Origin of the sequence: Kutzneria chonburiensis (assembly GCF_028622115.1) — a bacterium.
Taxonomy (GTDB): Bacteria; Actinomycetota; Actinomycetes; order Mycobacteriales; family Pseudonocardiaceae; genus Kutzneria; species Kutzneria chonburiensis.
The window spans coordinates 5,217,413-5,243,292 of the sequence record NZ_CP097263.1; the positions used below are offsets into that span (position 1 = coordinate 5,217,413).

21 protein-coding genes and 2 pseudogenes are annotated in these 25,880 nt (G+C 71.2%); 11 read left to right on the top strand and 12 right to left on the bottom strand.

The window, feature by feature from the left end; translation table 11 throughout:
* The first annotated feature begins 124 nt into the window (after window positions 1–124).
* A pseudogene (locus M3Q35_RS23505) lies at window positions 125–4,671 on the top strand (ATP-dependent helicase).
* Here M3Q35_RS23505 and M3Q35_RS23510 read toward each other — a convergent pair.
* Complete coding sequence (locus M3Q35_RS23510) at window positions 4,668–5,654, bottom strand: 1-aminocyclopropane-1-carboxylate deaminase (protein ID WP_273934374.1); 987 nt, start codon at window positions 5,652–5,654, stop codon at window positions 4,668–4,670. The pseudogene M3Q35_RS23505 and the gene M3Q35_RS23510 sit on opposite strands and share 4 nt — an antisense overlap.
* An 86-nt stretch (window positions 5,655–5,740) precedes the next feature.
* Window positions 5,741–6,406 (bottom strand): GntR family transcriptional regulator, encoded by a 666-nt coding sequence (locus M3Q35_RS23515; protein WP_273934376.1) that lies wholly within the window; start codon window positions 6,404–6,406, stop codon window positions 5,741–5,743.
* Window positions 6,407–6,458: 52 nt separating this feature from the next.
* On the opposite strand from M3Q35_RS23515, the gene M3Q35_RS23520 reads away from it, so the two are divergent.
* Window positions 6,459–6,752 (top strand): ribosomal protein L7/L12, encoded by a 294-nt coding sequence (locus tag M3Q35_RS23520; RefSeq protein WP_273934379.1) that lies wholly within the window; start codon window positions 6,459–6,461, stop codon window positions 6,750–6,752.
* Window positions 6,753–6,819: 67 nt separating this feature from the next.
* Here M3Q35_RS23520 and M3Q35_RS23525 read toward each other — a convergent pair whose 3' ends face one another.
* Together M3Q35_RS23525 and M3Q35_RS23530 are read right to left on the bottom strand one after the other, a co-directional pair.
* Entirely contained in the window at window positions 6,820–7,584 is a 765-nt protein-coding gene (locus tag M3Q35_RS23525) for a maleylpyruvate isomerase family mycothiol-dependent enzyme (protein ID WP_273934381.1), read from the bottom strand.
* Window positions 7,581–8,039, bottom strand: coding sequence for an SAV_6107 family HEPN domain-containing protein (locus tag M3Q35_RS23530; RefSeq protein WP_273934383.1), 459 nt, complete (start codon window positions 8,037–8,039; stop codon window positions 7,581–7,583). Before M3Q35_RS23530 ends, M3Q35_RS23525 begins: the two co-directional genes overlap by 4 nt.
* 177 nt (window positions 8,040–8,216) lie before the next feature.
* Between M3Q35_RS23530 and M3Q35_RS23535 the strand changes: the two genes are divergently transcribed.
* Both M3Q35_RS23535 and M3Q35_RS23540 read left to right on the top strand, forming a co-directional pair.
* A complete protein-coding gene (locus tag M3Q35_RS23535) occupies window positions 8,217–8,711 on the top strand; it encodes a YbaK/EbsC family protein (RefSeq protein ID WP_273934385.1) in 495 nt (164 codons plus the stop codon).
* Window positions 8,711–9,277, top strand: a complete 567-nt coding sequence (locus M3Q35_RS23540; protein ID WP_273934389.1) for a GNAT family N-acetyltransferase — start codon at window positions 8,711–8,713, stop codon at window positions 9,275–9,277. Before M3Q35_RS23535 ends, M3Q35_RS23540 begins: the two co-directional genes overlap by 1 nt.
* 68 nt (window positions 9,278–9,345) lie before the next feature.
* Here the strand turns inward: M3Q35_RS23540 and M3Q35_RS23545 are convergent, their stop codons facing one another.
* Window positions 9,346–11,025: a DUF885 domain-containing protein gene (locus M3Q35_RS23545; protein ID WP_273934391.1), complete on the bottom strand. Its 1,680-nt coding sequence runs from the start codon at window positions 11,023–11,025 to the stop codon at window positions 9,346–9,348.
* 92 nt (window positions 11,026–11,117) lie between these two features.
* Between M3Q35_RS23545 and M3Q35_RS23550 the strand changes: the two genes are divergently transcribed.
* Entirely contained in the window at window positions 11,118–11,795 is a 678-nt protein-coding gene (locus tag M3Q35_RS23550; RefSeq protein WP_273934393.1) for a DUF3153 domain-containing protein, read from the top strand.
* Between the two features lie 77 nt (window positions 11,796–11,872).
* Here M3Q35_RS23550 and M3Q35_RS23555 read toward each other — a convergent pair whose 3' ends face one another.
* On the bottom strand, window positions 11,873–12,220 hold the full coding sequence (locus M3Q35_RS23555) for a hypothetical protein (protein ID WP_273934395.1): 348 nt from the start codon (window positions 12,218–12,220) through the stop codon (window positions 11,873–11,875).
* A gap of 214 nt (window positions 12,221–12,434) precedes the next feature.
* Complete coding sequence (locus tag M3Q35_RS23560) at window positions 12,435–13,319, bottom strand: methylenetetrahydrofolate reductase (RefSeq protein ID WP_273934397.1); 885 nt, start codon at window positions 13,317–13,319, stop codon at window positions 12,435–12,437.
* Window positions 13,320–13,476: 157 nt separating this feature from the next.
* Between M3Q35_RS23560 and M3Q35_RS23565 the strand changes: the two genes are divergently transcribed.
* The 3 genes from M3Q35_RS23565 to M3Q35_RS23575 are packed head-to-tail and all read left to right on the top strand — an operon-like array spanning window position 13,477 to window position 16,871.
* Window positions 13,477–14,562, top strand: a complete 1,086-nt coding sequence (locus M3Q35_RS23565; protein ID WP_379794338.1) for a polyprenyl synthetase family protein — start codon at window positions 13,477–13,479, stop codon at window positions 14,560–14,562.
* Between the two features lies 1 nt (window position 14,563).
* The gene (gene crtI, locus M3Q35_RS23570; protein WP_273934401.1) at window positions 14,564–16,090 is read left to right on the top strand and encodes a phytoene desaturase family protein; all 1,527 of its coding nucleotides are present in this window, start codon (window positions 14,564–14,566) and stop codon (window positions 16,088–16,090) included.
* 10 nt (window positions 16,091–16,100) lie between these two features.
* Window positions 16,101–16,871, top strand: coding sequence for a lysophospholipid acyltransferase family protein (locus M3Q35_RS23575; RefSeq protein ID WP_273934403.1), 771 nt, complete (start codon window positions 16,101–16,103; stop codon window positions 16,869–16,871).
* Between the two features lie 21 nt (window positions 16,872–16,892).
* Here M3Q35_RS23575 and M3Q35_RS23580 read toward each other — a convergent pair whose 3' ends face one another.
* From M3Q35_RS23580 to M3Q35_RS23590, 3 genes are read right to left on the bottom strand one after another with little or no spacing between them, the layout of a single operon-like run.
* Window positions 16,893–17,945: a hypothetical protein gene (locus tag M3Q35_RS23580; RefSeq protein ID WP_273934404.1), complete on the bottom strand. Its 1,053-nt coding sequence runs from the start codon at window positions 17,943–17,945 to the stop codon at window positions 16,893–16,895.
* Between the two features lie 53 nt (window positions 17,946–17,998).
* The gene (locus M3Q35_RS23585; protein WP_273934406.1) at window positions 17,999–20,437 is read right to left on the bottom strand and encodes an FUSC family protein; all 2,439 of its coding nucleotides are present in this window, start codon (window positions 20,435–20,437) and stop codon (window positions 17,999–18,001) included.
* Between the two features lie 49 nt (window positions 20,438–20,486).
* Window positions 20,487–21,491, bottom strand: coding sequence for a LacI family DNA-binding transcriptional regulator (locus M3Q35_RS23590; protein WP_273934408.1), 1,005 nt, complete (start codon window positions 21,489–21,491; stop codon window positions 20,487–20,489).
* A 128-nt stretch (window positions 21,492–21,619) separates the two neighbouring features.
* Here M3Q35_RS23590 and pgm point away from each other — a divergent pair, with 128 nt between their 5' ends.
* From pgm to M3Q35_RS23605, 3 genes are read left to right on the top strand one after another with little or no spacing between them, the layout of a single operon-like run.
* A complete protein-coding gene (gene pgm, locus M3Q35_RS23595) occupies window positions 21,620–23,029 on the top strand; it encodes a phosphoglucomutase (alpha-D-glucose-1,6-bisphosphate-dependent) (RefSeq protein WP_273934410.1) in 1,410 nt (469 codons plus the stop codon).
* A complete protein-coding gene (locus M3Q35_RS23600; RefSeq protein ID WP_273934412.1) occupies window positions 23,026–23,259 on the top strand; it encodes a hypothetical protein in 234 nt (77 codons plus the stop codon). Before pgm ends, M3Q35_RS23600 begins: the two co-directional genes overlap by 4 nt.
* Before the next feature lie 35 nt (window positions 23,260–23,294).
* Window positions 23,295–23,705 carry a PPOX class F420-dependent oxidoreductase gene (locus tag M3Q35_RS23605; RefSeq protein ID WP_273934414.1) on the top strand — a complete coding sequence of 137 codons (411 nt, stop codon included), beginning with the start codon at window positions 23,295–23,297 and terminating at the stop codon, window positions 23,703–23,705.
* A gap of 4 nt (window positions 23,706–23,709) precedes the next feature.
* Here M3Q35_RS23605 and M3Q35_RS23610 read toward each other — a convergent pair.
* Both M3Q35_RS23610 and M3Q35_RS23615 read right to left on the bottom strand, forming a co-directional pair.
* Window positions 23,710–24,544: pseudogene (locus tag M3Q35_RS23610) on the bottom strand (crotonase/enoyl-CoA hydratase family protein).
* Window positions 24,544–25,857: a flavin-containing monooxygenase gene (locus M3Q35_RS23615; RefSeq protein WP_273934418.1), complete on the bottom strand. Its 1,314-nt coding sequence runs from the start codon at window positions 25,855–25,857 to the stop codon at window positions 24,544–24,546. Before M3Q35_RS23615 ends, M3Q35_RS23610 begins: the two are co-directional and overlap by 1 nt.
* Between the last annotated feature and the right edge of the window lie 23 nt (window positions 25,858–25,880).

Here is a 25,880-nt window from a genome sequence, read left to right on the forward strand (position 1 = left end):
GCATCGAGTTGACGCACACACGTGCTGACGACAATGGACTAGACCATTTCACCCGGTCAAGAGAAAGTCACGTTTTCGCAGGTCAGCGGCACTTGCGCGGGAAGTGTCGTACCCCCTGTGCATGATGGTGGGTGTGGTGGACGCGCTGTCGGTGTTCTCCCCCGCGACCAGGGACTGGTTCACGGGGCCTTCCTCGCGCCCACCGCCGCCCAGCAGGGGGCCTGGTCGGCGGTGGCGGCCGGCGAGCATGCCCTGGTGGTCGCGCCGACCGGCTCGGGGAAGACGCTGGCGGCGTTCCTGTGGGCGCTGGACCAGCTGGCCGCGGAGCCTCCACCGGAGAACAGGCAGCACCGGTGCCGCGTGCTGTACGTGTCGCCGCTGAAGGCGCTGGCCGTGGACGTGGAGCGCAACCTGCGCGCGCCGCTGGCCGGCATCCGGCAGGCCACGCACCGGCTGGGGCTGCCGGAGCCGTCGATCACCGTGGGGATGCGTACCGGCGACACGCCGGCGGAGGAGCGCCGCGCGTTCAACCGCACGCCGCCGGACATTCTCGTGACGACGCCGGAGTCGCTGTTCCTGATCCTGACGTCCGCGGCGCGGGAGTCGCTGCGCGGCGTCGAGACGGTGATCGTGGACGAGGTGCACGCCGTCGCCGGCGGCAAGCGCGGGGCGCACCTGGCCCTGTCGCTGGAACGACTGGACGCCCTGCTGCCCAAGCCGGCGCAGCGGATCGGCCTGTCGGCGACCGTGCGGCCGGTGGAGGAGGTCGGCGCGTTCCTGGCCGGTGGGCGGCCGTTGCGCGTCGTGCAGCCGCCGGCCAGCAAGACGATCGAGGTCACCGTCGAGGTGCCGGTCGAGGACATGGCCACGCTGGGCGAGCCGACCGGGGAAGTCAGCGGCTCGGCGTCCGGTCCCGAGCAGCGCACCTCGATCTGGCCGTCGGTGGAGCAGCGGGTGCTGGAGCTGGTGCGGGAACACCGGTCGACCATCGTGTTCGCCAATTCACGGCGGCTGGCCGAGCGGTTGACGGCCCGGCTCAACGAACTCGCGGGCGAGCAGTCCGCGGAGATGGAGCGATTCCCGGCGGAGGCCGTCGGTGGTTCGGGGATAACCACCGGGGCCCCGCCGGTGATCGCCAAGGCGCATCACGGCTCCATGTCACGGGATCAGCGCACCCTGGTCGAGGAGGAGCTCAAGTCGGGGCGGCTGCCGTGCGTGGTGGCGACGTCCTCGCTGGAGCTGGGCATCGACATGGGCGCGGTCGATCTCGTGGTCCAGGTCGAGGCGCCGCCGACGGTGGCGTCCGGCCTGCAGCGGGTCGGCCGGGCCGGGCACCAGGTCGGCGCGGTGTCCAAGGGCGTGGTGTTCCCGAAGTTCCGTGGCGACCTGGTGGCCTGCGCGGTGGTGGCGGAGCGGATGGCCGTCGGCGCCATCGAATCCGTGCGCTATCCGCGCAATCCGCTGGACGTGCTGGCCCAGCACATCGTGTCCATGGTGGCGATGGAGCCGTGGTCGGTGACCGAGCTGGCGTCGGTGGTGCGGCGGGCCGCGCCGTTCGCCGGCCTGCCCGACTCGGCGTTGAACTCCGTGCTGGACATGCTGGCCGGGCGCTATCCCAGCGAGGAGTTCGGCGAGCTGCGGCCGCGGATCGTGTGGGACCGGATCGCCGGCGAGCTGCGGGGACGTCCGGGGGCGCAGCGGCTGGCCGTCACCTCCGGCGGCACCATTCCCGACCGCGGGCTGTTCACCGTGATGACACCGAGCGGCGAGGAGGGCCGGCCGGGGTCGCGGGTGGGCGAGCTGGACGAGGAGATGGTGTACGAGTCGCGGGTCGGCGACAACATCCTGCTGGGCACCAGTTCCTGGCGTATCGAGGACATCACGCACGACCGGGTGATCGTCGTGCCGGCGCCCGGGCAGCCGGCCCGGCTGCCGTTCTGGAAGGGCGACACCGTCGGCCGCCCGCTGGAACTCGGCCGGGCGCTGGGAAAGTTCGTCCGCGAAGTGTCCGCTTTGGACTCCACACGGGCTCGGGAACGGGCGGTGTCGGCGGGTCTTGACGAGTGGGCGTGCGACAACCTCCTGTCCTATCTGGACGAGCAGAAGGCGGCCACCCGGCACGTGCCCGATGACCGAACCGTTGTGGTGGAACGGTTCCGGGACGAGCTGGGCGACTGGCGGATCGTCGTGCACTCGCCGTTCGGCGCGCAGGTCAACGCGCCGTGGGCGCTGGCCATCGGCGCTCGGCTGCGGGAGCGGCGCGGCCTTGACCCGCAGGTCGCCCACTCCGATGACGGCATCGTGGTGCGGCTGCCCGAGGCGTTCGACGACACCGGGGCCGACGTGCTGCCCTCGGCCGAGGACATGCTGCTCGACCCGGAGGAGGTCGAGCAGGTCGTGGTGGCCGAGGTCGGCGGGTCGGCGCTGTTCGCGGCCCGGTTCCGTGAATGCGCGGCGCGGTCGTTGTTGTTGCCGCGTCGGGATCCGCGCAAGCGGCAGCCGTTGTGGCAGCAGCGGCAGCGGTCGGCGCAGCTGTTGGCCGTGGCGTCGCAGTACGAGCAGTTCCCGGTCGTGTTGGAGGCGATGCGGGAGTGCCTGCAAGACGTGTACGACCTGCCGGGGCTGCGGGAGCTCATGGGCGACGTGCGGGCGCGGCGGGTTCGGGTCGTCGAGGTGCAGACCCCGCAGGCCTCGCCGTTCGCCCGGAGCCTGCTGTTCGGGTACGTCGGCATGTTCCTGTACGAGACCGACACGCCGCTGGCCGAGCGTCGTGCCGCCGCTTTGTCCTTGGACACCACGTTGTTGGCCGAGCTGCTCGGCTCCGAGGCCATCCGGGAGCTGCTGGATCCGGAGGTGCTGGAGGAGATCGAGCAGCAGTTGCAGCGGCTGGCGCCCGACCGGCACGCCCGTAACGTCGAGGAAACCGCCGATCTGTTGCGGCTGCTGGGAGATCTCTCCGTGGCCGAGGCCGCCGACCGCGGTGTCGCGCCGGAGTGGCTGGCGCAGCTGGTCACCGAGCGGCGGGCGATCGTGGTGCGGATCGCCGGGGCGGAGCGGTACCTGGCCATCGAGGACGCCGGTCGGGTGCGTGACGCCCTCGGCGCGGCGCTTCCCGTTGGCGTGCCTGAGGTTTTCACCGAGCCCGTGGCCGATCCGCTCGGCGACATGCTGATCCGCTATGCCCGGACTCGGGGTCCTTTCCCGGCCGCGCAGGCCGCCGCCCGGTTCGGTCTCGGCGTCGCCGTCGTGCACGGGGTGCTGGACCGGATGGCCGGTGCCGGGCGTCTGGTGCGCGGTGAGCTGCGGCCCGGCGGGATGGGGACCGAGTACTGCGACGCCGAGGTGCTGCGCCGCTTGAGGCGGGCCTCGTTGGCTCGGCTTCGAGCCGAGGTCGAGCCCGTCGAGCAGGCCGCTTATGGTCGATTTCTGCCCGGCTGGCATGGGGTTTCACGGAGGTTGCGGTCCGCGCCGACCGTCGACGACGTGCTGTCCGTCGTCGAGCAGTTGGCCGGCGCTCCCCTGCCGGCCAGCGGTCTCGAGTCGTTGATCCTGCCGTCGCGGTTGCCCGGCTACTACCCCGCGCTGTTGGACGAGCTGACCGCCACCGGCGAGGTCACCTGGGCCGGGTGCGGGGCGTTGGCCGGCGGTGACGGGTGGATCGCGTTGGCCCCCACCGAGGTCGCCGACCTCGTGCTGCCCGATCTCGAGGAGACCGTGCCGGAGTCGCCGCTGCACTCCGCCGTGCTGGCCGCGTTGGAGGGCGGGGCGTTGTTCTTCCGTCAGCTGACCGACCGGGTCACCGCGTCGGTGTCGGATCCGGTCGACGATCCCGCGGTCGTTGCCGCACTGTGGGATCTGGTGTGGGCCGGGCTCGTCACCAACGACACTTTGGCCCCGCTGCGGGCTCTCGTGTCCGGTCGCGGGGCCGCGCACAAGGCTCGCCGGCCTTCGCCCCGGGGTCGGTACGCCCGGCTCGGCCGGGCCCAGCTGCCCAGCCGTACCGGCCCGCCCACCGTTTCCGGCCGGTGGTCCCTGGTACCCGCTCGCGAAGCCGATCCCACTCGCCGGGCCCATGCCCGGGCCGAGGTTTTCCTTGAGCGGCACGGTGTTCTCACCCGTGGGGCGTTGGACACCGAACGTGTTTCCGGCGGCTTCAGCGGTGTGTACCGGGTGCTGCGGGCCATGGAGGATTCCGGGCAGGTCGTTCGCGGGTACGTCGTCGAGGGCCTCGGCGCCGCCCAGTTCGCCGCCCGTGGGGCCGTCGACCAGCTTCGGGCGTTGTCCCGCCCCGGCGAGACGTCGTTGTCCGCCTTGGTGCTCGCCGCCGCCGACCCTGGTCAGCCCTACGGCGCCGCCCTGCCGTGGCCAGAGCCCGTCGGCGACGGCAAGCACCGCCCCGCCCGCAAGGCCGGGGCGTTGGCCGTGCTCGTCGACGGCGTGCCCGCGTTGTACGTCGAGCGCGGCGGCAAGTCGTTGCTGTCCTTCACCGAGTCCGAGGACCAGCTCCGGGCCGCCGCCGAGGCGTTGGCGCGGTCCGTCCGCGAGGGCTGGCTCGGGCAGCTCGCCGTCCAGCGCGCCGACGGCGAAGGGGCCCTCGGCTCGAAGCTGTCGGTTGTGTTGCAGGACGCCGGATTCCGCGCGACCCCCAAGGGATTGCGTTTGCGCGCTTAGCCGATGGAGCTGTAGGCGCTCAGTGCCGGCTGGCCGCCGAGGTGGGCGTAGAGCACGGTGCTTGTCGCCGGGATCTCCTTGCGGGCGACGAGATCGATGAGGCCGGCCATGGACTTGCCTTCGTAGACCGGGTCGGTGATCATGCCCTCGGTGCGGGCGGCAAGTCGCATGGCGTCCAAAGTGGACTCGTCGGGGACGCCGTAGATGCCGGCGTGGTAGCGCTCGTCGAGGATGACCTCGAGCGGCTCGGTGCCGATGAGGGATGCGGTGGCGGAGGCGATCCGTGAGATCTGGTCGAAGGTCTCCTTGGGCTTGGCCGAGGCGTCGATGCCGAGGACCTGGCGGTCGCGATTGGTGAACCCCGCGAGCATGCCGGCCTGGGTGCCGCCGGTGACCGAGCAGACGATGATGGTGTCGAAGAAGACGCCGAGCTCGCGCTCCTGCTGCTCCAGCTCACGGGCCCAGTTGGCGAAGCCGAGGCCGCCCAGCGGGTGGTCGGAAGCACCGGCCGGGATGGCGTAGGGCTTGCCGCCGGCGGCCTCGATCTCGGCGATGGCGTTGCGCCAGCTCTGCTTGAACTCGATGCCGAAGATCGAATCGACCAGCCGGACGTCGGCCCCCATGAGGCGGCTGAGCTGGATGTTGCCCACGCGGTCGTAGCCCGGATCGGCCCACTCCACCCAGCTCTCCTGGATCAGCACGCACTTCAGCCCGGCCCGGGCGGCGGCACCGGCGACCTGGCGGGTGTGGTTGGACTGCACGCCACCGATCGACACCAGCGTGTCGCAGCCCGACGCGACCGCCTCGGCGACGAGGTACTCCAGCTTGCGGGTCTTGTTGCCGCCGTAGGCGATGCCGCTGTTGCAGTCCTCCCGCTTGGCCCACACCTCGGCCCCGCCGAGATGCGCGGTCAGGCGCTCCAGCGGATGGACGGGCGAGGGGCCGAGCAGCAGCGGAAAACGCGGGAAGTCCTCGAGTGCCAAGGGAAAGCTCCGATTGGGTCGGTAGGGATGGGGGAACAGGAAGTGGGCGGCTCCCGGGCGAGGGGAGGAGTTGAACGGCGGGCGGATCAGGCCGGCGGGTGATCGGGCAGGTCGGCGAGTTCGGCGGCCAGGGTGGCCCAGTTGCGTTCGGTGAGGCGGGCGGCCAGGTCGCCGTCGCGGGCTTCGCAGGCGGCGACGATCTCCTCGTGCATGGCCACCGAATCGACGCCGCAGCTGGAGGAGAAGCGCTGGTATTCGAGGCGTCGCACGAGCGGGGTGTAGCGCTGGATGGTGGCGGCGACGGCGAAGTTGCCGCAGACGGACACCGGAACGAGGTGGAAGTCGTCGTCGGCGGCCAAGGCCTCGGCGATGTCGGGGGCGGCCAGCGCGGCAGCGAAGCGGGAGTTGTGGACGCGCATCGACGAAAGGTCGTCAGCAGAGAGCAGAGGCACGGCGAGGCGGAGGGCGAGGCCGTGCATGGCCTGGACGACCTGAAGCGCATCGCGAACGGCGACGGGGTCGATGGGGGTGACCCGGGTGTAGCTGTGCGGCTTGGACTCGACGAGCCCCTCCTCGGCGAGGTGACTGAGGGCCTCGCGAACGGGAGTGCGGGACAGCCCGAGGCGCTCCGCGAGGTCGAGGTCACGGATGGCCTCGCCGGGAACGAGGTCGCCGGCGACGATGGCGTGCCGAATGGTGGCCAGCGCGCGATCCCGCAGGAGCGGGCGGTCCAGGCGACTAATATATTGCATTTCAGTACCGTGACCTGGACGAACGCGGAAGTCAAGGGGATACGGTGCAGTGGTGGACGCCACGACGCTGGGCCTGGTCGGAATCGCCGTGCTGGTGCTGCTCGCGGCGCTGATGAGCCGAGGTGGCTCGACGAAGCAGCTGGAAAGGCGCCTCGACCGCCTCGAAGGCAAGCTCGACCTGCTGATGCAGCACCAAGGCGTCCAGCTGCCGGGGCCGGACTTCGACCAGGACGTGGTGAACCTGGCCCGCTCGGGCCGGAAGATCGAGGCGATCAAGCGCTACCGCGAGCTCACGGGAGCAGGACTCAAGGAGGCCAAGGACGCGGTGGAACGCATCCAGCAGTGAGGAAGGCCCGGCCAGTACGGGAACTGGCCGGGCCCGGTCTCAGTGCCCCTGTCTCAATGCACCTGTCTCAATGCGTCGCCAGGCGGAGCAAGGCCCACAACGCGGCCACGGCGTCCATGTCGCCGGTGATCCGCACGGCGGTGAAGGGCAACCGCCCCCACAGCCACAGGTACACGGTCATGGGCTCACCGGTGACGGTGGCCTGCACGGACTTGGTGTCGGCGGGCGACGCCCGCCAAGCGGCCTTGTTGTCCCCGTGGGACGACACGAGCCACGTCCGCCCACCGGCCCGGACGGCGACCTTGAACTCGGAGCTGCCGGAGACGCCGATCACCGAGAGGCGATGGGCGAACCACAGCGTCAGAGCCTCGTCGACGCCGTCGACGGCGACGTCCTCGTCGACCGTGAAGACCTCGATCCCGGTCGCCGACTGGAGATCGATCCGGTGCATGGTGGCCTCATGGGCCATCCGACGGCGCCAGAACCCGTAGGTCTGGTCCAACGGCCACCAACTGGCGCACACCTCGTCGGCGGGATGTGACTGGAGCTCATCGACCAGCTCGTGCAGCCCGCCACGCAGGAACTCGACCAGAGCGCCGCCGGGCGGCGGCTCGCTCTGCCACCGCACCGGCCCGTTGCCGCCGCGCAGCCGGGCGGCGACCATCCGGAAGACGCCGCCGACATGGCGGATGGTGTCGGCCAGGGTGGTGGTGGGCCGGCTGGGAATGGGCAGGTCCGGCCGGGCGCCGTCGGCCGTGTCGGCCATCAGCTCCCCCTCGGCGACGAGAACGTCGAGCAACCTGTCGTGGTCGATGAGTGCCCGGCCGGTCACCGCCCCGCCCCGTGCACGGCACGGTCGACGAGCTCGACGAACTGGCCGGTCTGCCGGACCAGGTCGTCGGCGCTGCGGGCGGACACCAGACGGGTGATGCCGGACTCGACGGCGTGCCGGGTGGACGCGCAGGACTGGAAGAACGAGGCCCACTCGGCGAACTCGGGCGCCACCTTGGCCAGCAGCACCCACGCGCTCATGGGCTTGGTCCGGGTCCGGTGCGGCCGACCCCGCAGCGCGAGCACGGCGGCGGCGGCGCGCAGCGCGGCGAGATGCGCCCGCACGTAGCGCTCGGCGGCGTCGGGCTCGTGCTCGGCCTGGAGCAACCCCTGCCGGGCCTGCGCCAGCAGCGTCCGGGCCGTCGGCGACGCGCCGGGCGACGGAACCGCGCGGAGTCGGGACCTGGGCGGGGCCGACACCAGGAACGACTCGGGAAGACGAACGGGCACAGACATCAGCGGCCTCCTCGCGGCGTCGTGGGCTCGACGTCTCCGCCGTGGGGAAGCCGGCGGCTCGTATCGAACGTCTGTTCGATACTTCGAGAATAGCGCGTACTCGACGACGGGTTCAAGCCCGCGCGGGAACAGGGGTCACTTCCCCTCGGACGGCGCAGCCGTGGTGTCATAACTCGTGTGAGCGATCAGGAGCACCCAGGGGTGCGCACGGTGCGCAGCGCGCTGCGCGCGGCCGGGGCGACCAGGGCGGCCGACGGGATCCGCGTGCTCGACGACGCCGTGCGCACGGCGGCCGCGGCGGCCGACGCCGTGGAGGTACCGGTGGGCGCGATCGCCAACAGCCTGTTCTTCCTCGCCGACGGCCAGCCGCTGCTGGTGCTGACGTCCGGCGCGCACCGGGCCGACACGAAGCGCCTGGCCGAACTGGTCGGCGTGGCCAAGGTGCGCCGCGCGGACCCGGACTCGGTCCGCACGCACACCGGTCAGGTGATCGGTGGCGTCTCCCCCATCGGCCACCCGGCGAAAATCCGTACCCTGGTGGACGTGCATCTCGCCGAGTACGACGTGGTCTGGGCGGCCGCGGGGCACCCCAACGGGGTCTACCCCACGACGTTCGACGAGCTGGTCGCCGTCACCGGCGGCACCCCTGCGACCGTGTCCGGAGAGCAGTGATGACAGCCTCACAGACCGAGCGCCTGGTCGAGTTCAGCGCCGAGACGCTGCGCGCCCGGCTGCCCGAGGCCCTCAACCTGTACGTGACGGCGATGCGCTACCCCAGCGGCACCGCGCAGCAGCGGGCCCCGATGTGGCTGGCGCACATGATCCGGGCGGGCTGGCGCTGCGTCGGCGCGCTGGACCAGGACGGCGCGCTGGTCGGCATCTGCTACGGCTACCGCGGCGCCGCCGGCCAGTGGTGGCACGAGCAGGTCCGTCGCGGTCTCACGGCGGTGTCCACGCCGACCGCGGTGGACGAGTGGATGCGTGACTACTTCGAACTGACCGAGCTGCACGTGTCGCCGGACGCGCAGGGCCGTGGCATCGGCGAGCGCCTGCTGCGCAGCCTTCTCGACGCCGTCAGCACGGAGCGGGTGCTGCTGTCCACGCCCGAGGGCCCGTCCCGCGCGTGGCGGCTGTACCGCCGGGTCGGCTTCCAGGACGTGTTGCGGCACTACCACTTCGCCGGCGACCCCCGCCCCTTCGCCGTCCTCGGCCGCCCCCTCCCGATCGACCCGTCCTGACGCTGGGAAGGGGCCTTCCTGCACTCGGAGTGCAGGAAGGCCCCTTCCCAGCGAAAGATGAAGCTGGCTCAGATTTGGGCCAGGCGGTCGCGGAGGGCGTCGAGGCCCATGGAGCCCATGTCGAGGGCCTGCTTGTGGAACGCCTTGAGGTCGAAGGCATCCCCGTGCCGGGCGCGGGCCTCGTCGCGGGCGGCCAGCCACAGCCGCTCGCCGAGCTTGTACGACGGCGCCTGCCCGGGCCAGCCCAGGTAGCGGTCGATCTCGTCGCGCACGTGGGCCGGGTCGGTGATGGTCCTGGTCAGCATGAACTCCAGGCCCAGCTCGGGGGTCCAGCGCTCGCCATCGTGGAACCCGGTGCCGGCCGGGATCTCCAGCTCCAGGTGCATGCCGAGGTCGATGATCACGCGGGCGGCCCGGAACAGGTGGCCGTCGAGCATGCCGAGCAGGTCGCCGTCGTCGTCGAGGTAGCCCAGCTCGCGGACCAGCCGCTCGGCGTACAGGGCCCAGCCCTCGCCGTGCCCGGAGACCCAGCACATCAGCCGCTGGAACTTGTTGAGCTGCTCGGCCCGGTACACCGCGGTGGCGAACTGGAGGTGATGGCCGGGCACGCCCTCGTGGTAGACGGTGGTCGTCTCCCGCCAGGTGGAGAACTCCTCGCGGTCGGCCGGCACCGACCACCACATCGCGCCGGGCCGGCTGAAGTCGTCGGTCGGGCCGATGTAGTACGCGCCGACGCCGCCGCCGGGCGGCGCGATCTTGCAGTCCAGCTGCATCAGCGGGTCGGGGATGTCGAAGTGCACGCCGCGCATGTCGGACAGAGCCTTGTCGGACAGCCGCTGCATCCAGTCCCGCAGCTCGTCCTGGCCCCGCAGCTGGTAGCGCGGGTCGGCGTCGAGCAGCGCGGCGGCCTCGGCCAGGGAGGCGCCGGGACGGATACGACCCGCGACCTCCTTCATCTCCGACTCGATACGGGCGAACTCGGCCCAGCCCCACTCGTACGCCTCCTGGAGGTCCAGGCGGGCGCCGGTGAAGTAGCGCGAGTTGAGCCGGTACACGTCGACGCCGACGGCGTCCTTGGCCGGCGCCTTCGGCGCGAGGTCGGTACGCAGGAACGTGGCCAGGTCGGCGTAGCCCTGGGCGGCGGCGTTGGCCCCGGTCTCCAGGCGGGTGCGCAGCGTGTCGTCGACCTCGGCGCCGGCGATCATGGCGCCGAAGAACGAGGTCCCGCCGCTGAGGCCGGCCCAGGTGTCGCACTGCTCGGCGACGCGGGTGACCTGGCGCAGCGCCGACACCACGCCGCGGTCGGCGGCCTTGGCCAGCGACGCGCGCAGCCCGGCCAGCGCCTCCGGCACCTTGCTCAGCCGGGTGGCGATGGTCGCCCACTGCTCGGGGGTGTCGGTCGGCATCAGGTCGAACAGCTGGCGCAGGTCCTGCACCGGGCTGGCGATCACGTTCAGCGAGGACAGGTCCAGCCCGGCGTCGCGGAACTCCTGGGAAAGGCCGTTGCGCTCGAGGAAGACGGCCTGCGCCACCCGCTCCGAGTCGTCGGCCGGGGTCGCCGCGCCGATCTCCCGCAGCGCACGGGCGGTCAGCTCGGCCCGGCTCTCGTGGCCATCGGGCGAGTAGTCGGTGAGCTCCTCGTCGTACCCCGTGATGCCGAGGTGGGTCGCCGCGTTCGGGTCAAGTGCGGCGTAGTCCGCGACGAAGTCGTCGCTCAGCTGATGCACGCCTCGTGGGGTGGATGACATGGTCGCCAACGCTACCCGGCCGCCGCGACGCCCCGTAGCTCCTTCGGGCGGTGATCCGCCGGGAAACCGGGTCCGGCTGGCAGGATGACCCGGTGCTGTCGAGGCGTGTGGCCAGGCCGTTCCCCCGAATTGTCGGGCTCTCGCTCGCGTTCACGGCCGCCCTGGTGATGTTGACGGGCTGTGTCCGGGCCCGCGCCGACCTGACCGTGTCCGGCGACTTCAAGGTGTCCGGCACGATGATCGCCGCGACCGTGCCGGCCTCGCCCGACGACCACGGCCCGCAGCTGTCGATCCCGTCCGATCTCGGCGAGGACGTGCTGGTCCAGCCGTACAGCGCGGACGGCTACGTCGGGACCCAGCTGTCGTTCGCCAACATGGAGTTCGACCAGTTCACCACGCTGGTCGGCGGGTCGAGCGCGGCCAGCAGCAACTACCAGCTGCTGCTGCGCCGGGTCGGCGACCTGGTCTACTTCACCGGCTCGGTGGATCTGCGCACGGTGCCGGCCGATCACGCCGACGTGGAGCTGCGGATCACCTTCCCGGCCGGCGTGACCAGCTCGACCGGGTCGGTCGACGACGACACGGTGACCTGGCATCCGCAGCCGGGGTCGATCACCTCGCTGTCGGCCACGTCCGACCTGTCCACGTTGGCCACGGCGGCGTGGATGCGGTGGTCGGTGCTGGTGGGCGCACTGCTGATCGGGTCGGTGCTGGTGGTCAGCGTGCTGGCGCTGCGGGCGCACCGGCGCAGCCTGCGGGTGCGGCGCTGAGCTGGGCTGCCCGAGGACCAAGACGCGCGAAAACGGGGCGCGCCCCGAAGGGCCCGCCCCGTTTCTCGTCGGCAGACTCAGCCGGCGGTGTTCGAGCTGTTGTCGGCGTTGCCGCCGAGGTACTCGAGGTAGCTGCTGATCGGCACCGTGTTGTTCACGATCTGGACCGGCAGGTAGTCGGTCTCCTGCAGGTCGCCGCCGCCGCCGAGCACGTTGGAGGCGTTGGCCGTGCTGCCGCAGCCGTCCACGTACTCCTCGGAGGAGATCGGCACAGCGTTGCAGTTGACCTGGATCGGCACGTAGTGCGTGACCTGCGTGTCGCCGCCGTCGCTCATGACCAGGTTCGGGGCGTCCGCGAACGCCGGCGAGCCGACGATCATCAGACCGGCCGCGACGCCCGCGATCATTCCGGCTTTCTTCAGCACGGACTCCACACTCCTTGGGTTGCACCGCTTCTTCATGAAGACACCGCACCGGCGATAACGCCGAAGCCGTGCAGGCGTGGAAACTACCGCCAAACGGAGCAACTTCGCCCGGTGACGACCCCATTGAGTGACACTTCGATCGCACGGCGTGTCGCCCGCTGACCAGCGACTTCACCCGTGTGACGGGCCCGGGTGGCATCACCCGGGTGAACGATCATGCCCGGGCCGGTAGCAGCCCCAGCCGCTCGACCACCTCGGTGGTCGCCCTGGACATGTTGAACGTGTAGAAGTGCACGCCCGGCACGCCCTCGTCGATCAGGCGCTGGGCCAGCTCGGTCACCACGTCGATGCCGGCGGCGCGGAAGCCCTTCGGGTCGTCGGCGAACGGATCCAGCCGCCGGGCCAGGGCCGGCGGCACCGGGGCGCCGGACAGCTCGACGGTCTTGTTGAGCGTGCGGACCGTGGTCATCGGCAGGATTCCCGGCAGAAGCGGGGCGTCGCAGCCGCGGGCGGCCAGCCGGTCGCGCAGCCGCAGGAAGTCCTCGGCCTCGAAGAACAGCTGGGCGATGGCGAAGCCGGCGCCGGCCCGGAACTTGCGCACCAGGTTCTCGGTGTCCTGGTCGAGGTCGGTGGACCGGGGATGCCCGTACGGGAAGGCCGCCACCCCGACGCAGAAGTCGCCCAGCTGCTTGACCAGGGCGACCAGCTCCTCGGCGTAGGTCAGCCCCTGCGGGTGCTTGATCCACTCGCCGTTGGGGTCACCGGGCGGGTCGCCCCGCACGGCCAGGATGTTGCGCACCCCGACCGCGGCGTACCAGCCGATCACGTTGCGCAGCTCGGCCACGGAGTGGTCCACGGCCGTCAGATGTGCCATCGGCAACAGCGACGTCTCCTGCACCACACGACCGGTGGTCCGGATCGTCCGGTCACGGCTGGATCCGCCGGCCCCGTAGGTCACCGACATGAACGCCGGCTCCAGGCCCTCCAGCTGCCTGATCGCGAGCCAAAGCCGCTGCTCATCGGCCGCGTCGCGGGGTGGGAAGAACTCCACCGAGAACACCGGTTCCGGCCCGCTCAGCCGCTCGACCACCGACGTCATGACATCAGGTTACGGGGGCAGCCTCCGAGTGGACCCGGCGGCCGGGCCACGTACTGTTGAGCACGCACGCGTAGGGCGCACGACGGAGGTTGGCATGAGCAAGCCGGGCATTCTGGCCGAGCTTCGGTCGGACCGGCCCAGCGACGACCTCACGGCGTTGCACCCCTGCGACACGGGCTTTCTCGGCCTGGTCGAGCGGGCCCTGACCGACTACCTCAACCGGCGGCGCACCGAGGCCGCGCTGGTGGACGAGAACTTCGCGGTCGCGGTGGACGCGCTGGCCGACTTCGTGCTGGGCGGCGGCAAGCGGATCCGGCCGACCTTCGCCTGGTGGGGCTGGCGGGGTGCGGGTGGTGACCCGCGCGGTGCGGATACCGAGGCCGTGGTGATGGCGGTCAGCGCCCTGGAGCTGATCCAGGCGTGCGCGCTCGTGCACGACGACCTGATGGACGCCTCGGCGGTGCGCCGCGGCTCGCCGACCGTGCACGTGGCGTTCGCCGACCTGCACCGCACCTCAAGGTGGGCCGGCACGGCCGAGCGGTTCGGGCAGGCGTCGGCGGTGCTGCTCGGCGACCTGGCGCTGGCCTGGGCCGACGACATGCTGCGCGAGTCCGGCCTCGGCGCCGGACAGCTGAGCCGCGCGCTGGAGCCGTGGCGGGCGATGCGCACGGAGATGCTGGCCGGGCAGTACCTGGACGTGCTGACGCAGGCTCACGCCGATGAGTCGGCCGAGGCGGCGCTGCGCGTGGACCGCCTCAAGACCGCCGCGTACACCGTGGAACGGCCGCTGCACCTCGGTGCGGTGCTGGCCGGCGCGGGCGACGGGCTGGTGCAGGGGCTGCGGCAGTTCGGCGTGGACATCGGCCTGGCCTTCCAGCTGCGCGACGACCTGCTGGGCGTGTTCGGCGACCCGGCCGTGACGGGCAAGCCGGCCGGCGACGACCTGCGTGAGGGCAAGCGGACGCTGCTGGCCTCGCTGGGCCTGCGGCTGGCCGAGGAGCAGCGCCGGCCCGCGAACGCCGCGCGGCTCCGCGAGGCCATCGGCCGACAGGACCTGGACGAGCCGGCCGTGGACGAGATCCGTGCGCTGCTGGTCGACCTGGGTGCGGTGGCGGCCGTGGAGTCCCGTATCGACGAGCTGCGCGACCAGGCCCTGGCCACGCTGGCCGCGACGCCGGTGGCCGAGCCGGCCGCGTCCGAGCTGGCGGGCCTTGCCGTCGCCGCGACCCGGCGCAACCACTGACATGAAGGCCATCAAGGGGCGTTCCGACCACGTCGTGGTGGTCGGCGCCGGGCTGGCCGGACTGGCCACGGCGCTGCACCTGCTCGGCTCGGGCCGGCAGGTCACGGTGGTCGAGCGCGACCGGGTGCCGGGCGGGCGGGCCGGGCAGCTCGACGTGGACGGCTTCCGGCTGGACACCGGGCCGACCGTGCTGACCATGCCCGAGCTGCTGGACGAGGCGTTCCACGCCGTCGGCGACTCGCTGTCGGCCCGGCTGGACCTGGTGCCGCTGCATCCCGCGTACGTGGCGCGGTTCCCGGACGGCAGCTCCATCGACGTACACAGCGACGCCGACGCCATGGAGGCCGAGGTGCGGCGGGTCGCCGGCCCGGACGAGGCCGCCGGCTACCGGCGGCTGCGGCGGTGGCTGACCGAGCTGTACGCGGCCGAGCGGGATCGCTTCATCGGGGCCAACTTCGACTCGCCGCTGGACCTGGTCAGCCCGGCCTTGGCCCGGCTGGCCGGCATGGGGGCGTTCGGCAGCCTCGGGGCGAAGGTCGGCGGCTTCGTCAAGGACCGGCGGCTGCGGCGGATCTTCTCGTTCCAGGCGCTGTACGCCGGTGTGCCGCCGGCCCGGGCGTTGGCGGCGTACGCGGTGATCGCGTACATGGACACCGTGGCCGGCGTGTACTTCCCGCGTGGCGGCATGCGGGCCGTGCCCGAGGCCATGGCCGCGTCGGCCGCCCGGGCCGGGGCGGAATTCCGTTACGGGACAACGGTTGCGTGGCTGGAGCGGATCGGCTCGCGGGTCGCGGCCGTACGGACCACCCATGGCGAGCGGATCCCTTGCGACGCAGTGGTTCTGACGCCCGATCTGCCGGCGGCGTACCGGCTGCTGGGGTATCTGCCGCGGCGGGTCGTGCCGCTGACGTGGTCGCCGTCGGCCTTCGTGCTGCACGCCGGCGTGGACCGGTCATGGGACACGCTGGGGCATCACGCGATCTCGTTCGGGGCGGCGTGGAAGCGGACGTTCGAGGAGATCACCTCGACCGGCCGGCTGATGACCGACCCGTCGCTGTTGATCACCCGCCCGACGGCCACGGATCCGTCGCTCGCCCCGGAGGGGCGGCAGCTGCTGTCCGTGCTCGCGCCGACGCCCAACCTCGAGCTGGCGCCGATCGACTGGGACCGGGTGGCGACGGCCTACCGCGACGAGCTGGTGGCCGTGCTGGAGGCGCGCGGGCTGACCGGCTTCGGCGACTCGGTGACCATGGAGCGGCTGCTGACGCCGGCCGACTGGGCCCGGCAGGGGCTGGCCGCGGGCACGCCGTTCGCCGCCGCGCACACGTTTGCGCAGACCGGGCCGTTCCGGCCGCGCAACCTGCTTCGCGGCATCGACAACGTGGTGCTGGCCGGCTGCGGAACGACGCCGGGGGTGGGGGTGCCGCCGGTGCTCATCTCGGGGCGGCTGGCCGCCGACCGGATCACCGGCGGCCGAGCGGTCGAGGGTGGACGGTCTCATCACGATCTGGCCCGCTCGGCCACCTGATCGTGCGAGAGTGGCGGTTGTGCTCATCCCGGACGCTGTCGACGACGCCCCGCACGGCCTCTGGGCCAAGATCGTCCTGACCTGTCGGACGCCGCGGCGCGGCCGTGGCTTCTGGTACGGGCTGGCCATCGACGTGCTGTGGCCGTTCGTCATGTTCTGCACGCGGATGCGCTGGCACGGCGGGGAGAACATCCCCCGCAGCGGGCCGGTGCTGGTCGCCAGCAACCACGTGTCGTTCGCCGACCCGGTGACCGTGACGGCGTACGTGCTGGGGCACGGGCGGATTCCGCGCTATCTGGCCAAGGCCGGGCTGTGGAAGATCCCCGTGGTGCGCAGCGTGTTGAGCGGCGGCAAGCACATTCCCGTGCACCGCGGGACGTCCAAGGCGACCGATGCCTACCGGGATGCCGTGACGGCCGTGGAGAACGGCGAATGCGTGCTGGTGTTCCCGGAGGGGACGTTCACCGCCGACCCGGCCGGCTGGCCGTCGGTGAAGCAGGCCAAGAGCGGCATCGCCCGGCTGGCCCTGGCGACCGGCGCCCCGGTGGTGCCGATCGGGCATTGGGGCACGCAGAACGTGTTGCCGCCCAAGGGAAGGTTCCCGAAGCTGTTTCCACGTCAGCGCACGGTGATCCGCACCGGGCCGCCGGTGGACCTGTCGGATCTGCTGGGCCAGGAGCAGACGCGTGAGGTCGTCGCCGAGACCACGCGGCGGATCGTCGCCGCCATCACGGAGCAGCTGGAACTGGCCCGGGGCGAGAAAGCGCCGGAAGCGGGCTGAGCCCGCCCCCGGCGGCAGTGGTCAGTGCCGGCCGATCGTCGCGATCAGGCCGCCGTACACCCAGAACATCGGCTTGGGCGTGTAGTCGTCGGTCATCAGGCCGAGGTTGTCGAACCCGCTCGGTGAGCCGGTGACATCGTCGCGCAGGTCGAACATCTCGAAGCTGACCACGTTCTCGGCCTTGCGATCGGCGTTCACGGCCAGGATCTCGCCGGTCAGGATCTTGGCCTGGTCCGCGGACGAGCGAGCCGGCGTGTTCGTCGAATACCCGTTCTCCGACACCCGGATCGGCACGTTCCGGCCGAGCCCGACGGTCGGCATCTCCTGTGTCCGCACGACATCCAGCGTGTGGTGCACGAAGTCGGTCACGTCGCTCAGCTCGGGCGTGTCCGGCACGCCGGGCAGGCCGGAGTCCGGGTAGAGGTCGACGCCGATGAAGTCGACGGAGCGGGCGAAGTCCGGCCCGACCCGGCCGGCCAGGTCGTGCCAGAACTGGATGAACGGGTCCACCCACTGGCCCGAGTCGTCCGGGAAGCTGGCCGCGACCTCGTCGAAGCCGATCTGCAACCGGTGCAGGCCGTTCGATTCCGCCGCCTGCTTGGCCACGACGACGCCCTGCGCCAACGCGTCCAAACCCTTGCTGTCGTGGAGAATGTTCTCCTCCAGCGTCACCGAGATGGTGTCGGTGACCGGGCCGTAGCGCTTCACTTCCGTGCGCAGGCAGGCCAGCCAGTCGGCCATGCTCTGGCCGGTGTAGGAGATCACCAGGTCCAGCCGCCGTCCCGGGGCCAGCAGGGACATCTCGTCGTCCGGGAACGGGCTGTCGCAGCCGATGTAGTCACGCAGCAGGAACGGCGAACGGCCGTGCTGCAACGTGCCCAGCGCGGCGGAGATCTTGGCCGGGTCGTCGGGCTTGCCGGTGGTCGAGCCACCGCCGGCGTAGCCGCCCGGATAGATGCCGAAAGTCAATGGCGGCGCGGCAACCGCGGCCTCGGCCGGCACCGCCGGCAGCACGAACGCCCCCGCCACGACAACCGCCGCCGCGACGGTTCCCCACCTCTGTCGTCGATTCATGGGGCGAGTCTTCCCGGCCCGCGAGAGGTCACCCCATGACGGCTGTCACGACTTCAGCGCCAGGCGTCGCGTTCCTCGTCCAGGACAACGTCTTTGCTCACCGGGCCGGTGCCGACGGTGACCAGGTCGGCGCTGGGGTGGCGGCCGGGGCTCGAGGCGATCAGCAGGTACGTGCCGCTCTCCGGCACCTCGATCCGGTACCGGCCGTCGTCGGCCGGCACGGATTTGCCCACCTGGCGGCCTTTTCCGTCGACCAGCGTGAGGGCGGCATCGGACAGCGGCTGGCCGGAGCCGTCTCGAACCTGGCCGAGCAGCCGGGAAGTGACCCGGTCGACGTCCTCGGCCGGCTCGGTCTCGGCGTCGTCGCCGAGCCCCAACGGCCGGGCCAGCGCGACCACGAGCTCGTCGAGATGGTCGAAGCTGGCCATGACCCGGCGGCCGACGGCATCGTCGTCGTTCAAGCCCTCGGCCAGATGCCGCGGACGGACATGGGTGGACAGGGCATCGCCGGCGACGACCTGTGAGCGGTCGGGCGAACCCTTGTCGCCGCCGACCACTCCGATCAGCCGGGTGAGGTTCTCGGCGATACGGCCACTGGTTCGCGGCAGCCGGTCGTCGGAGGCCAACAGCGCCGGCTCGGCCGCGGCGGCGAGATTCCGGGCGTAATAGGCGGAACTGCCGAGAATGGCCAGCACATGGCGGAGTTCGCTGCGCTGATTCCGGTACGGGCTGATCACGTGGGTCATCGGCTCGGCCGCCTTGCGCAACTCGGCCAGCTTCTTGTCGATCTCCCGCGACTGGTCGATCAGGTCGACGTTGTCGGCGTCACGCAGCAGACCCGTGGCGTCGCCGACAAAAACCCGCAGCGCCGCCAATACCGCGGCAACGTCCTCGCGAATGATGGTCCTGGTCTTGGTCGGCAGCACGAGAACCGCCGCGATACCGCCGGCCAACGCGCCGATCACGGTTTCCTCAAGGCGCAGCACGAGAACCTCGGGCGTGAAGGTGCCGATCAGGCTGTACAGCAGGGCCAGCATCGTGGTCATGAAGAACGTCATGAGCCCGTACGAGACCTGCACGACATACACCCCGAGGCTGATGCAGCCGATGATCAGGATGAGGATCAGGGCGTTCTGGCCGGAGACCAGGGTCGCGGCGGCCATGCCGGCGAGAATGCCGAGCAGGGTGCCGATGGTCCGCCGGAAACCGCGAATGAGGATGTCGCCGCGGGAGGTGGTGTTGGCGAACACCAGGAAGGCGGTGATCACCGCCCAGTACCACCGCTGGGTCGACACCAGCTCCCCGCCCAGGATGGCCAGACCCGCGCCGATCACCGCCTGGATGGCCTGCCGGGTGGTGATCCGCAGCCCCTCCTGCGGCGAGGCCGGCGCGGGCGACGGCGACGCGGCCTCCGAGGCCGGCCGGCGATGCCGTCCGGTGTAGTCGTCGCCGACCACGGAGCGCAGGTCCGACTCCAGCTCGGCACGGGCCGAGGTGATGCTGACGGCCAGCTCGCGGATGGCCCGCCGCAGCCGGGTGACCAGCGGCGGATTGTCCAGGGCGTCCAGGTGCCGGCCGATCTCCTGGAGCCGGCTGATCGACCGGTCGTCCTCGTACACCAGCGCCGGCCGCGGGTCCCGGCCGGCCAGCAGCCGCAGCTCCTGGAGCTCGGCGACCAGGCCGGCCCGCAGCTCCGGCGCGAGCTCGCCGCCGGCCACCAGCCGCCGGGTGGCGACGGCCAGCCGCTCCCCGGTCAGCTCGATGTCGACGACGTCCTGCTGCCACTGGTCGAACTGGGCCGGCTCGACCAGCTCGGCCAGCTCCGTCTCGATCATCAGCGCGCACTCGTGCAGCCGCGCCACCCGCTTGCGCACCTGCTCGTGCCGGCGGTCGTCCGGGGCCTCCACGAGGTGCGCGGCGGCGTCCACCAGCTGGCCGAGGCGGGCTCGGAAAGCGACGACGATCCGCCGCAGCGACAGCCGTGGCCGCCGCGGCACGAGCACGAAGTGCGACAGCGACGAGCAGACCAGCGCCACCACCACCGACAGCAGCAACAGCGGCAGCTGCGCGAGAGTGGCGTGGATGAACAGCGAGAAGAAGAACGTCATGAACGCGACCATGCCGACGGCGAAGCCGCGCGGGGCGTATCGCCGCAGGTAGACGGCCCCGAAGATGATCACGAGGAAGGCGCCGTCGCCGATCCTCGGCCACGGCTCCAGCAGCGCGCCGGCAGTGATCACCCCGCCGGCCACGAACGGCAGCAGCACGAACGTGATCGCCCGGGCCCGGACGGTCTTGTCGTTGACCGACATCGCCGACATCATCGCCACGATGGTGCCCAGCATGATCGTGGTGATGGGCAGCCCCAGCAGCGCCAGGACGGCGATGGCCAGCATGACGCTGACCGCTGTGCGGATCGCCTGCCGCAACCGGAGCGTGCCCGGATCGGCCGCGGCCAGCCGATCGAGCACGGCGTCGAACACGTGGGTCATAGACCGTCGACTATGCCGTACCGGCACCGTGCCCGATCAAGACATGCCGTCAGGCTGAGCGCCTAATCACCAGCCGGGGGCGTACGACCGGCCAGTGCGTCGCCGCGGTCGTCTGCTCGGACAGGATCAGCGCGACCTGTTCCACGGCCAGCTCGCCGATGCGCCGCTTGTCGATGTGCAGCGTGGTCAGCGGCGGGTCGACCAGCTCGCCGAGGGCCAGGCCGTCGAAGCCGATCACCGCGCAGTCGGCCGGCACCTGCCGGCCCAGCCCGCGCGCGGCCTGCACCGCGCCGATGGCCACCAGGTCGTTGAACGCGAACACCGCCGTGACGTCGGGGTGGGCCCCGAGCAGGGCCTCCATCGCCGCCGCGCCACCGGCCACCGAGTGGTCGCAGTCGAAGATCCAGCCGTCGTCGACGGCCAGCCCCAGCTCCTGGGCCACGGCCAGGTAGTGCCGGCGGCGCCCGGCCTGCGACGGGTACGGCGCCCCGTCGAGCATGCCGATGCGCTTGTGCCCGGACGACACCAGGTGCCGCAGGCCGGCCAGCACGCCGCCCTCGATGTCGATCCGCACCGACCCCAGCCGCGGCGAGCTGCTCGGCCGTTCCAGCAGCACCAGCGGCACCCCGCCGGCGTGCCGCTCCAGCTCGTCGTCGGGATTGCCGAGATAGCCGACGATCGCGTCGGCCTGGTGGGACAGCACTTCCAGCGCTGCCAGCTCCCGTTCGAGCGAGTACTGGGTGTCGCAGACGACCACGTGCCAGCCGCGGTGCTCGGCCGCCGCCAGCACGCCGGCCGCGACCTCCGGGAAGAACGGGTTGACCAGGTCGGAGATGATCAGGCCGATGGTCGTGGTGTCCTGTTTGACCAGTCCGCGGGCGAACCGGCTCGGCCGGTAGCCGAGGGTGCGCACCGCCTCCAGCACCCGCTGCTTGGTGGTGGGGGTTATCTCGGCCATGTCGTTGACCGCCCGGGACACGGTCTGCCGCGACACCCCCGCCAGTTTGGCGACGTCCTCGATGGTCGCACGGCCGCGGCGTCCAGGTCTGCTCATACGTCCTTCCTCGTTCGGACTCCCCGTAGTTACCTGATTGCATCCGGGCGCGACGGAACACCGCCGTCAGAGTGAGCCGGGGTGAGAGAATGCGACAGCCGCACAGCGCCTACCCAGAAGGAGCCCGGATGTCGGTGGATCCCAGGGCCGGACAGCCCGCTGCGCCGTCCGATCTGGTCGACCTGGCCAAGCTCGTCACCGCCTACTACGCCGAGCATCCGGACCCGTCCGTGCCCGAGCAGCGGGTCGCGTTCGGCACCTCCGGGCACCGCGGCTCGGCCCTGTCGGTGGCGTTCAACGAGGACCACATTCTCGCCACCAGCCAGGCGATCTGCGAGTACCGCGCCGGGCAGGGCATCACCGGTCCGCTGTTCATGGGCAAGGACACGCACGCGTTGTCCGAGCCGGCGTTCGTCAGCGCGCTGGAGGTGTTCGCGGCCAACGATGTCCGGGTACTGATCGACAGCCGCGACGGCTACACGCCGACCCCGGCGCTGTCCCGCGCGATCCTCGCGCACAACACCGGCAACAGCGGCGATCGGGCTGACGGCGTGGTCATCACGCCGTCGCACAATCCCCCACGTGATGGCGGTTTCAAGTACAACCCGCCCAACGGCGGCCCGGCCGACACCGACGTGACGCGCTGGATCCAGGACCGCGCCAACGAGTTGCTGGCCGCCGGACTGGCCGGCGTGAAGCGAGTGACCTACGCGAAAGCGCTCGCCGCGGACACCACCGGGCGGTACGACTTCCTCGACGCGTACGTCGGCGCGCTGCCGTCGGCCGTAGACCTGGACGTGATCAAGTCCTCCGGGCTGCGCATCGGTGCGGACCCGCTGGGCGGGGCCAGCGTGGCCTACTGGGGCGAGATCGCCGACCGCTACGGCCTGGCCATGACGGTGGTGAACCCGTTGGTGGACGCCACCTTCCGGTTCATGACCCTGGACTGGGACGGCAAGATCCGGATGGACTGCTCGTCCCCCAACGCGATGGCCTCGCTGATCGGCCGCCGCGCCGAGTTCGACCTGGCCACCGGCAACGACGCCGACGCCGACCGGCACGGCATCGTCACGCCGGACGCCGGCCTGCTCAACCCCAACCACTTCCTGGCCGTGGCCATCGACTACCTGTACCGGCACCGCGACGGCTGGGCGGCCGACGCGGCCGTCGGCAAGACGCTGGTCAGCTCGTCCATGATCGACCGCGTGACGGCCGGCCTCGGCCGCCGGCTGGTCGAGGTGCCGGTGGGCTTCAAGTGGTTCGTGCCGGGCCTGCTCGACGGCTCGGTGGCGTTCGGCGGCGAGGAAAGCGCCGGGGCGTCGTTCCTGCGCCGCGACGGCTCCGTGTGGACCACCGACAAGGACGGGCTGCTGCTGTGCCTGCTGGCCGCGGAGATCACCGCGACCACCGGCAAGTCGCCCAGCCGGCGCTACGCCGAGCTGGTCCACGAGTTCGGCGCACCCAGCTACGCCCGGGTCGACGCGCCGGCCAGCCGTGAGGAGAAGGCCAAGCTGGGCAAGCTCTCCCCTCCGCGGTGACCGCCACCGAGCTCGCCGGCGAGCCGATCGAGCAGCGCCTCACCGAGGCCCCCGGCAACGGTGCGGCGCTCGGCGGCCTCAAGGTCACCACCAAGTCGGGCTGGTTCGCGGCCCGGCCGTCCGGCACCGAGGACGTGTACAAGATCTACGCCGAGAGCTTCCAGGGCGACGAGCACCTGGCCCGCATCCAGCAGGAGGCCCGCCAGGTGGTGTCGCAGGCCCTCGCGTAGGGAATGTGTCCTGGACCACGACGGTTGGAGCAGGCATGGATCTTGACGAAGCCAGGGACGTAATCCGCACCCAGCACCACGCGGTGCTGGCCACCACCCGCGCCGACGGCTCGACCCAGATGTCGCCGGTGACGGTCGACGTTGACGACGAGGGCTACGTGGTGGTCAGCACCAGGGAGACCGCGTACAAGCTCAAGCACATCCTGCGCGAGCCGCGGGTGGCGGTGTGCGTGCTGCCGGACCAGTTCTTCGGCCGCTGGATCCAGGTCGAGGGCACCGCGTCGGTGGTGCACCTGCCCGAGGCGATGGACGGCCTGGTCGAGTACTACCGGCGGGTCTCCGGCGAGCACCCCGACTGGGACGACTACCGCGCGGCGATGGTCCGCGACCAGCGGGTCCTGGTCCGGATCAGCCTGGACAAGGCTGGTCCGGACCGTAACGGCTGACGCGTCACTCTCCGTTGAACTTCGGGGCGGCGCTCGAAGAAGGCGGCCGCCGCCTCGCCGAGGTCCTTGCTGGGCAGGAAGGCCGAGTTCCAGGCGCCGACGTAGCGCAGGCCGGCGGCGATCTGCGGGGCGCGGGCGGTGTCGAGCACATCCTTGACGCCCTGCACGACCAGCGGCGGGTTGGCCGCGATCTCCTCGGCCAGCGCGCGGGCCGCGGCCAGCACGTCGTCCTGGGTCTCGTAGACGTCGTTGACCAGGTTGATCTTCTCGGCCCGGCGGGCGTCGATGTCCCGGCCGGAGAAGGCCAGCTCGCGCAGGTGGCCCTCGCCGATGATGCCGACCAGCCGCTGGAGGCTGCCCAGGTCGGCGACGATGGCCACCTTGACCTCGCGCACGCTGAACTTGGCGTCGGCGCTGGCCAGGCGGATGTCGGCGGCCGCGATGACGTCGACGCCGCCGCCGATGCACCAGCCCGACACGGCCGCGATGACCGGCTTGCGGCAGGCCGCGACCGCGGTCACGGAGTCCTGGAGGCGGCGCAGGTCGTGCAGGAAGCGGGTCCGCGGCTCGGCCAGCGCCGGGTCGGCCCCGAGCAGCTCGGCCCAGCTGGGCATCATGGCCGGCAGGTCGAGGCCGTAGGAGAAGTTGGCCCCGCTGCCGGTCAGCACGATGGCCCGGACCTGCGGGTCCGCGTCCAGCGCGCCGAAGACGAGCGGCAGCTCGCGCCAGAAGTCGGGGCCCATGGCGTTGCCCTTGGACGGCCCGAGCAGGGTCACCTCGGCGACATGCCCGGTCACCTTCACGCTCAGCGACACCAACTGATCGAGATCGGCCATCATCAGCTCCCAGCGCCCGTCGAGTTACTCGACGGTAACATACGCCGGAGCCGTTTCAGGTCGGCCAGGTACTCCTGGAAGTCCACCTCGATCGTGTGACGCTTGGAGGCCACGTAGCGGCGGCGCATCCGCTCCCGGTAGCGGTGGATCTCGCGGCGCATCTCGGCTGCCGGCGGCAGCGTGGCCGTGCCCTCGATCAGGTCGGCGATCCAGTGGGCCTGAGCCTCGGCCAGCGGCATGATCGCGCCGAGCGGCTGGATCAGGCCGAGGAAGTACAGCCCGGGCCGGTCGACCGGCACCACCCGGTGATACAGCTCCACCTCGTTGTCGGCCGTGGCCATGACGTCGTCGGCCAGGAACGGGAAAGTGATGCGGTAACCGGTGCAGTAGATGACGGCGTCGACTTCTTCCCTGCTGCCGTCGGTGAAAACGACCGTCGAGCCGTCGAATTGAGCAATGTTCGGTTTCACCGTGACATCGCCGTGGCCGACGCGGGTGAGAATGTCGTCGGACACGGTCGGATGGGCGGCCAGCACCTTGTGATCCGGCGCGGGCAGACCGTATTTGGTCACGCTGCCACGCGTCAAAGCGAGCATTGCTTGCATGGAAAGCCGTTGCAGCCACAGCGGTCCACGGGCCAGCGGTGAGGTCGTCAGGTGATCGGTCGGAATGCCGAACAGGAACTTGGGCAGCACGTGGGCGCTGCGGCGCATGGCCAGGAACGTGCGATCGGCGACGCGGGAGAGTTCGACCGCGATGTCGCAGGCCGAATTGCCGATGCCCAGCACGACAACACGTTTGCCCACGTACGGATCGAAGGTCTTGTAGTAGTGGGAATGCACGCGCTCACCGGTGAACTCGCCCGGGAATTCCGGCTCCCGCGGATCCCAGTGGTGCCCGTTGGCCACGATCACCGAGCGGTAGCGCAGGGTTCGTTCCTCGCCGTCGGCCTTGATCGTCACGTCGTAAGCGCCATCCTTGGGGACGACGGCCGTGACCTCGGTGCGGAAGGCGATCTTGTCGCGGAGCCCGAAGTGGTCCACGAAATCGTCGAAGTACCGCGCGATCTGGAAGTGGTTGGGGTACGCCGGCAGCCCCGGCGGCATGGGGTAGCTGGCGTACTCCATCTGCCGGGTGGAGGTGTTGATGTGCAGCGACCGGTAGGCCGACGACATGCCGTTGTCGTTGAGGTACCGCCAGTTGCCGCCGACCTGCGATCCCGCCTCGTAGCAGTCGAAGTCGATGCCGCGCGCCTGCAACACCTGGGCCGCCGCGATGCCGGACGAGCCGGCACCGATCACGCACACCTCGGCCATGGCCACTCCCCTCGTTCGCGCCC

What these genes read in the sequence shown, in the direction of transcription:
- M3Q35_RS23515 (WP_273934376.1), bottom strand. Translation starts at nt 6,406, where the DNA reads ATGCAATATATTAGTCGCCTGGACCGCCCGCTCCTGCGGGATCGCGCG.
- M3Q35_RS23530 (WP_273934383.1), bottom strand. Translation starts at nt 8,039, where the DNA reads ATGTCTGTGCCCGTTCGTCTTCCCGAGTCGTTCCTGGTGTCGGCCCCG.
- M3Q35_RS23540 (WP_273934389.1), top strand. Translation starts at nt 8,711, where the DNA reads ATGACAGCCTCACAGACCGAGCGCCTGGTCGAGTTCAGCGCCGAGACG.
- M3Q35_RS23545 (WP_273934391.1), bottom strand. Translation starts at nt 11,025, where the DNA reads ATGTCATCCACCCCACGAGGCGTGCATCAGCTGAGCGACGACTTCGTC.
- M3Q35_RS23560 (WP_273934397.1), bottom strand. Translation starts at nt 13,319, where the DNA reads ATGACGTCGGTGGTCGAGCGGCTGAGCGGGCCGGAACCGGTGTTCTCG.
- crtI (WP_273934401.1), top strand. Translation starts at nt 14,564, where the DNA reads ATGAAGGCCATCAAGGGGCGTTCCGACCACGTCGTGGTGGTCGGCGCC.
- M3Q35_RS23580 (WP_273934404.1), bottom strand. Translation starts at nt 17,945, where the DNA reads ATGAATCGACGACAGAGGTGGGGAACCGTCGCGGCGGCGGTTGTCGTG.
- M3Q35_RS23585 (WP_273934406.1), bottom strand. Translation starts at nt 20,437, where the DNA reads ATGACCCACGTGTTCGACGCCGTGCTCGATCGGCTGGCCGCGGCCGAT.
- M3Q35_RS23590 (WP_273934408.1), bottom strand. Translation starts at nt 21,491, where the DNA reads ATGAGCAGACCTGGACGCCGCGGCCGTGCGACCATCGAGGACGTCGCC.
- pgm (WP_273934410.1), top strand. Translation starts at nt 21,620, where the DNA reads ATGTCGGTGGATCCCAGGGCCGGACAGCCCGCTGCGCCGTCCGATCTG.
- M3Q35_RS23605 (WP_273934414.1), top strand. Translation starts at nt 23,295, where the DNA reads ATGGATCTTGACGAAGCCAGGGACGTAATCCGCACCCAGCACCACGCG.
- M3Q35_RS23615 (WP_273934418.1), bottom strand. Translation starts at nt 25,857, where the DNA reads ATGGCCGAGGTGTGCGTGATCGGTGCCGGCTCGTCCGGCATCGCGGCG.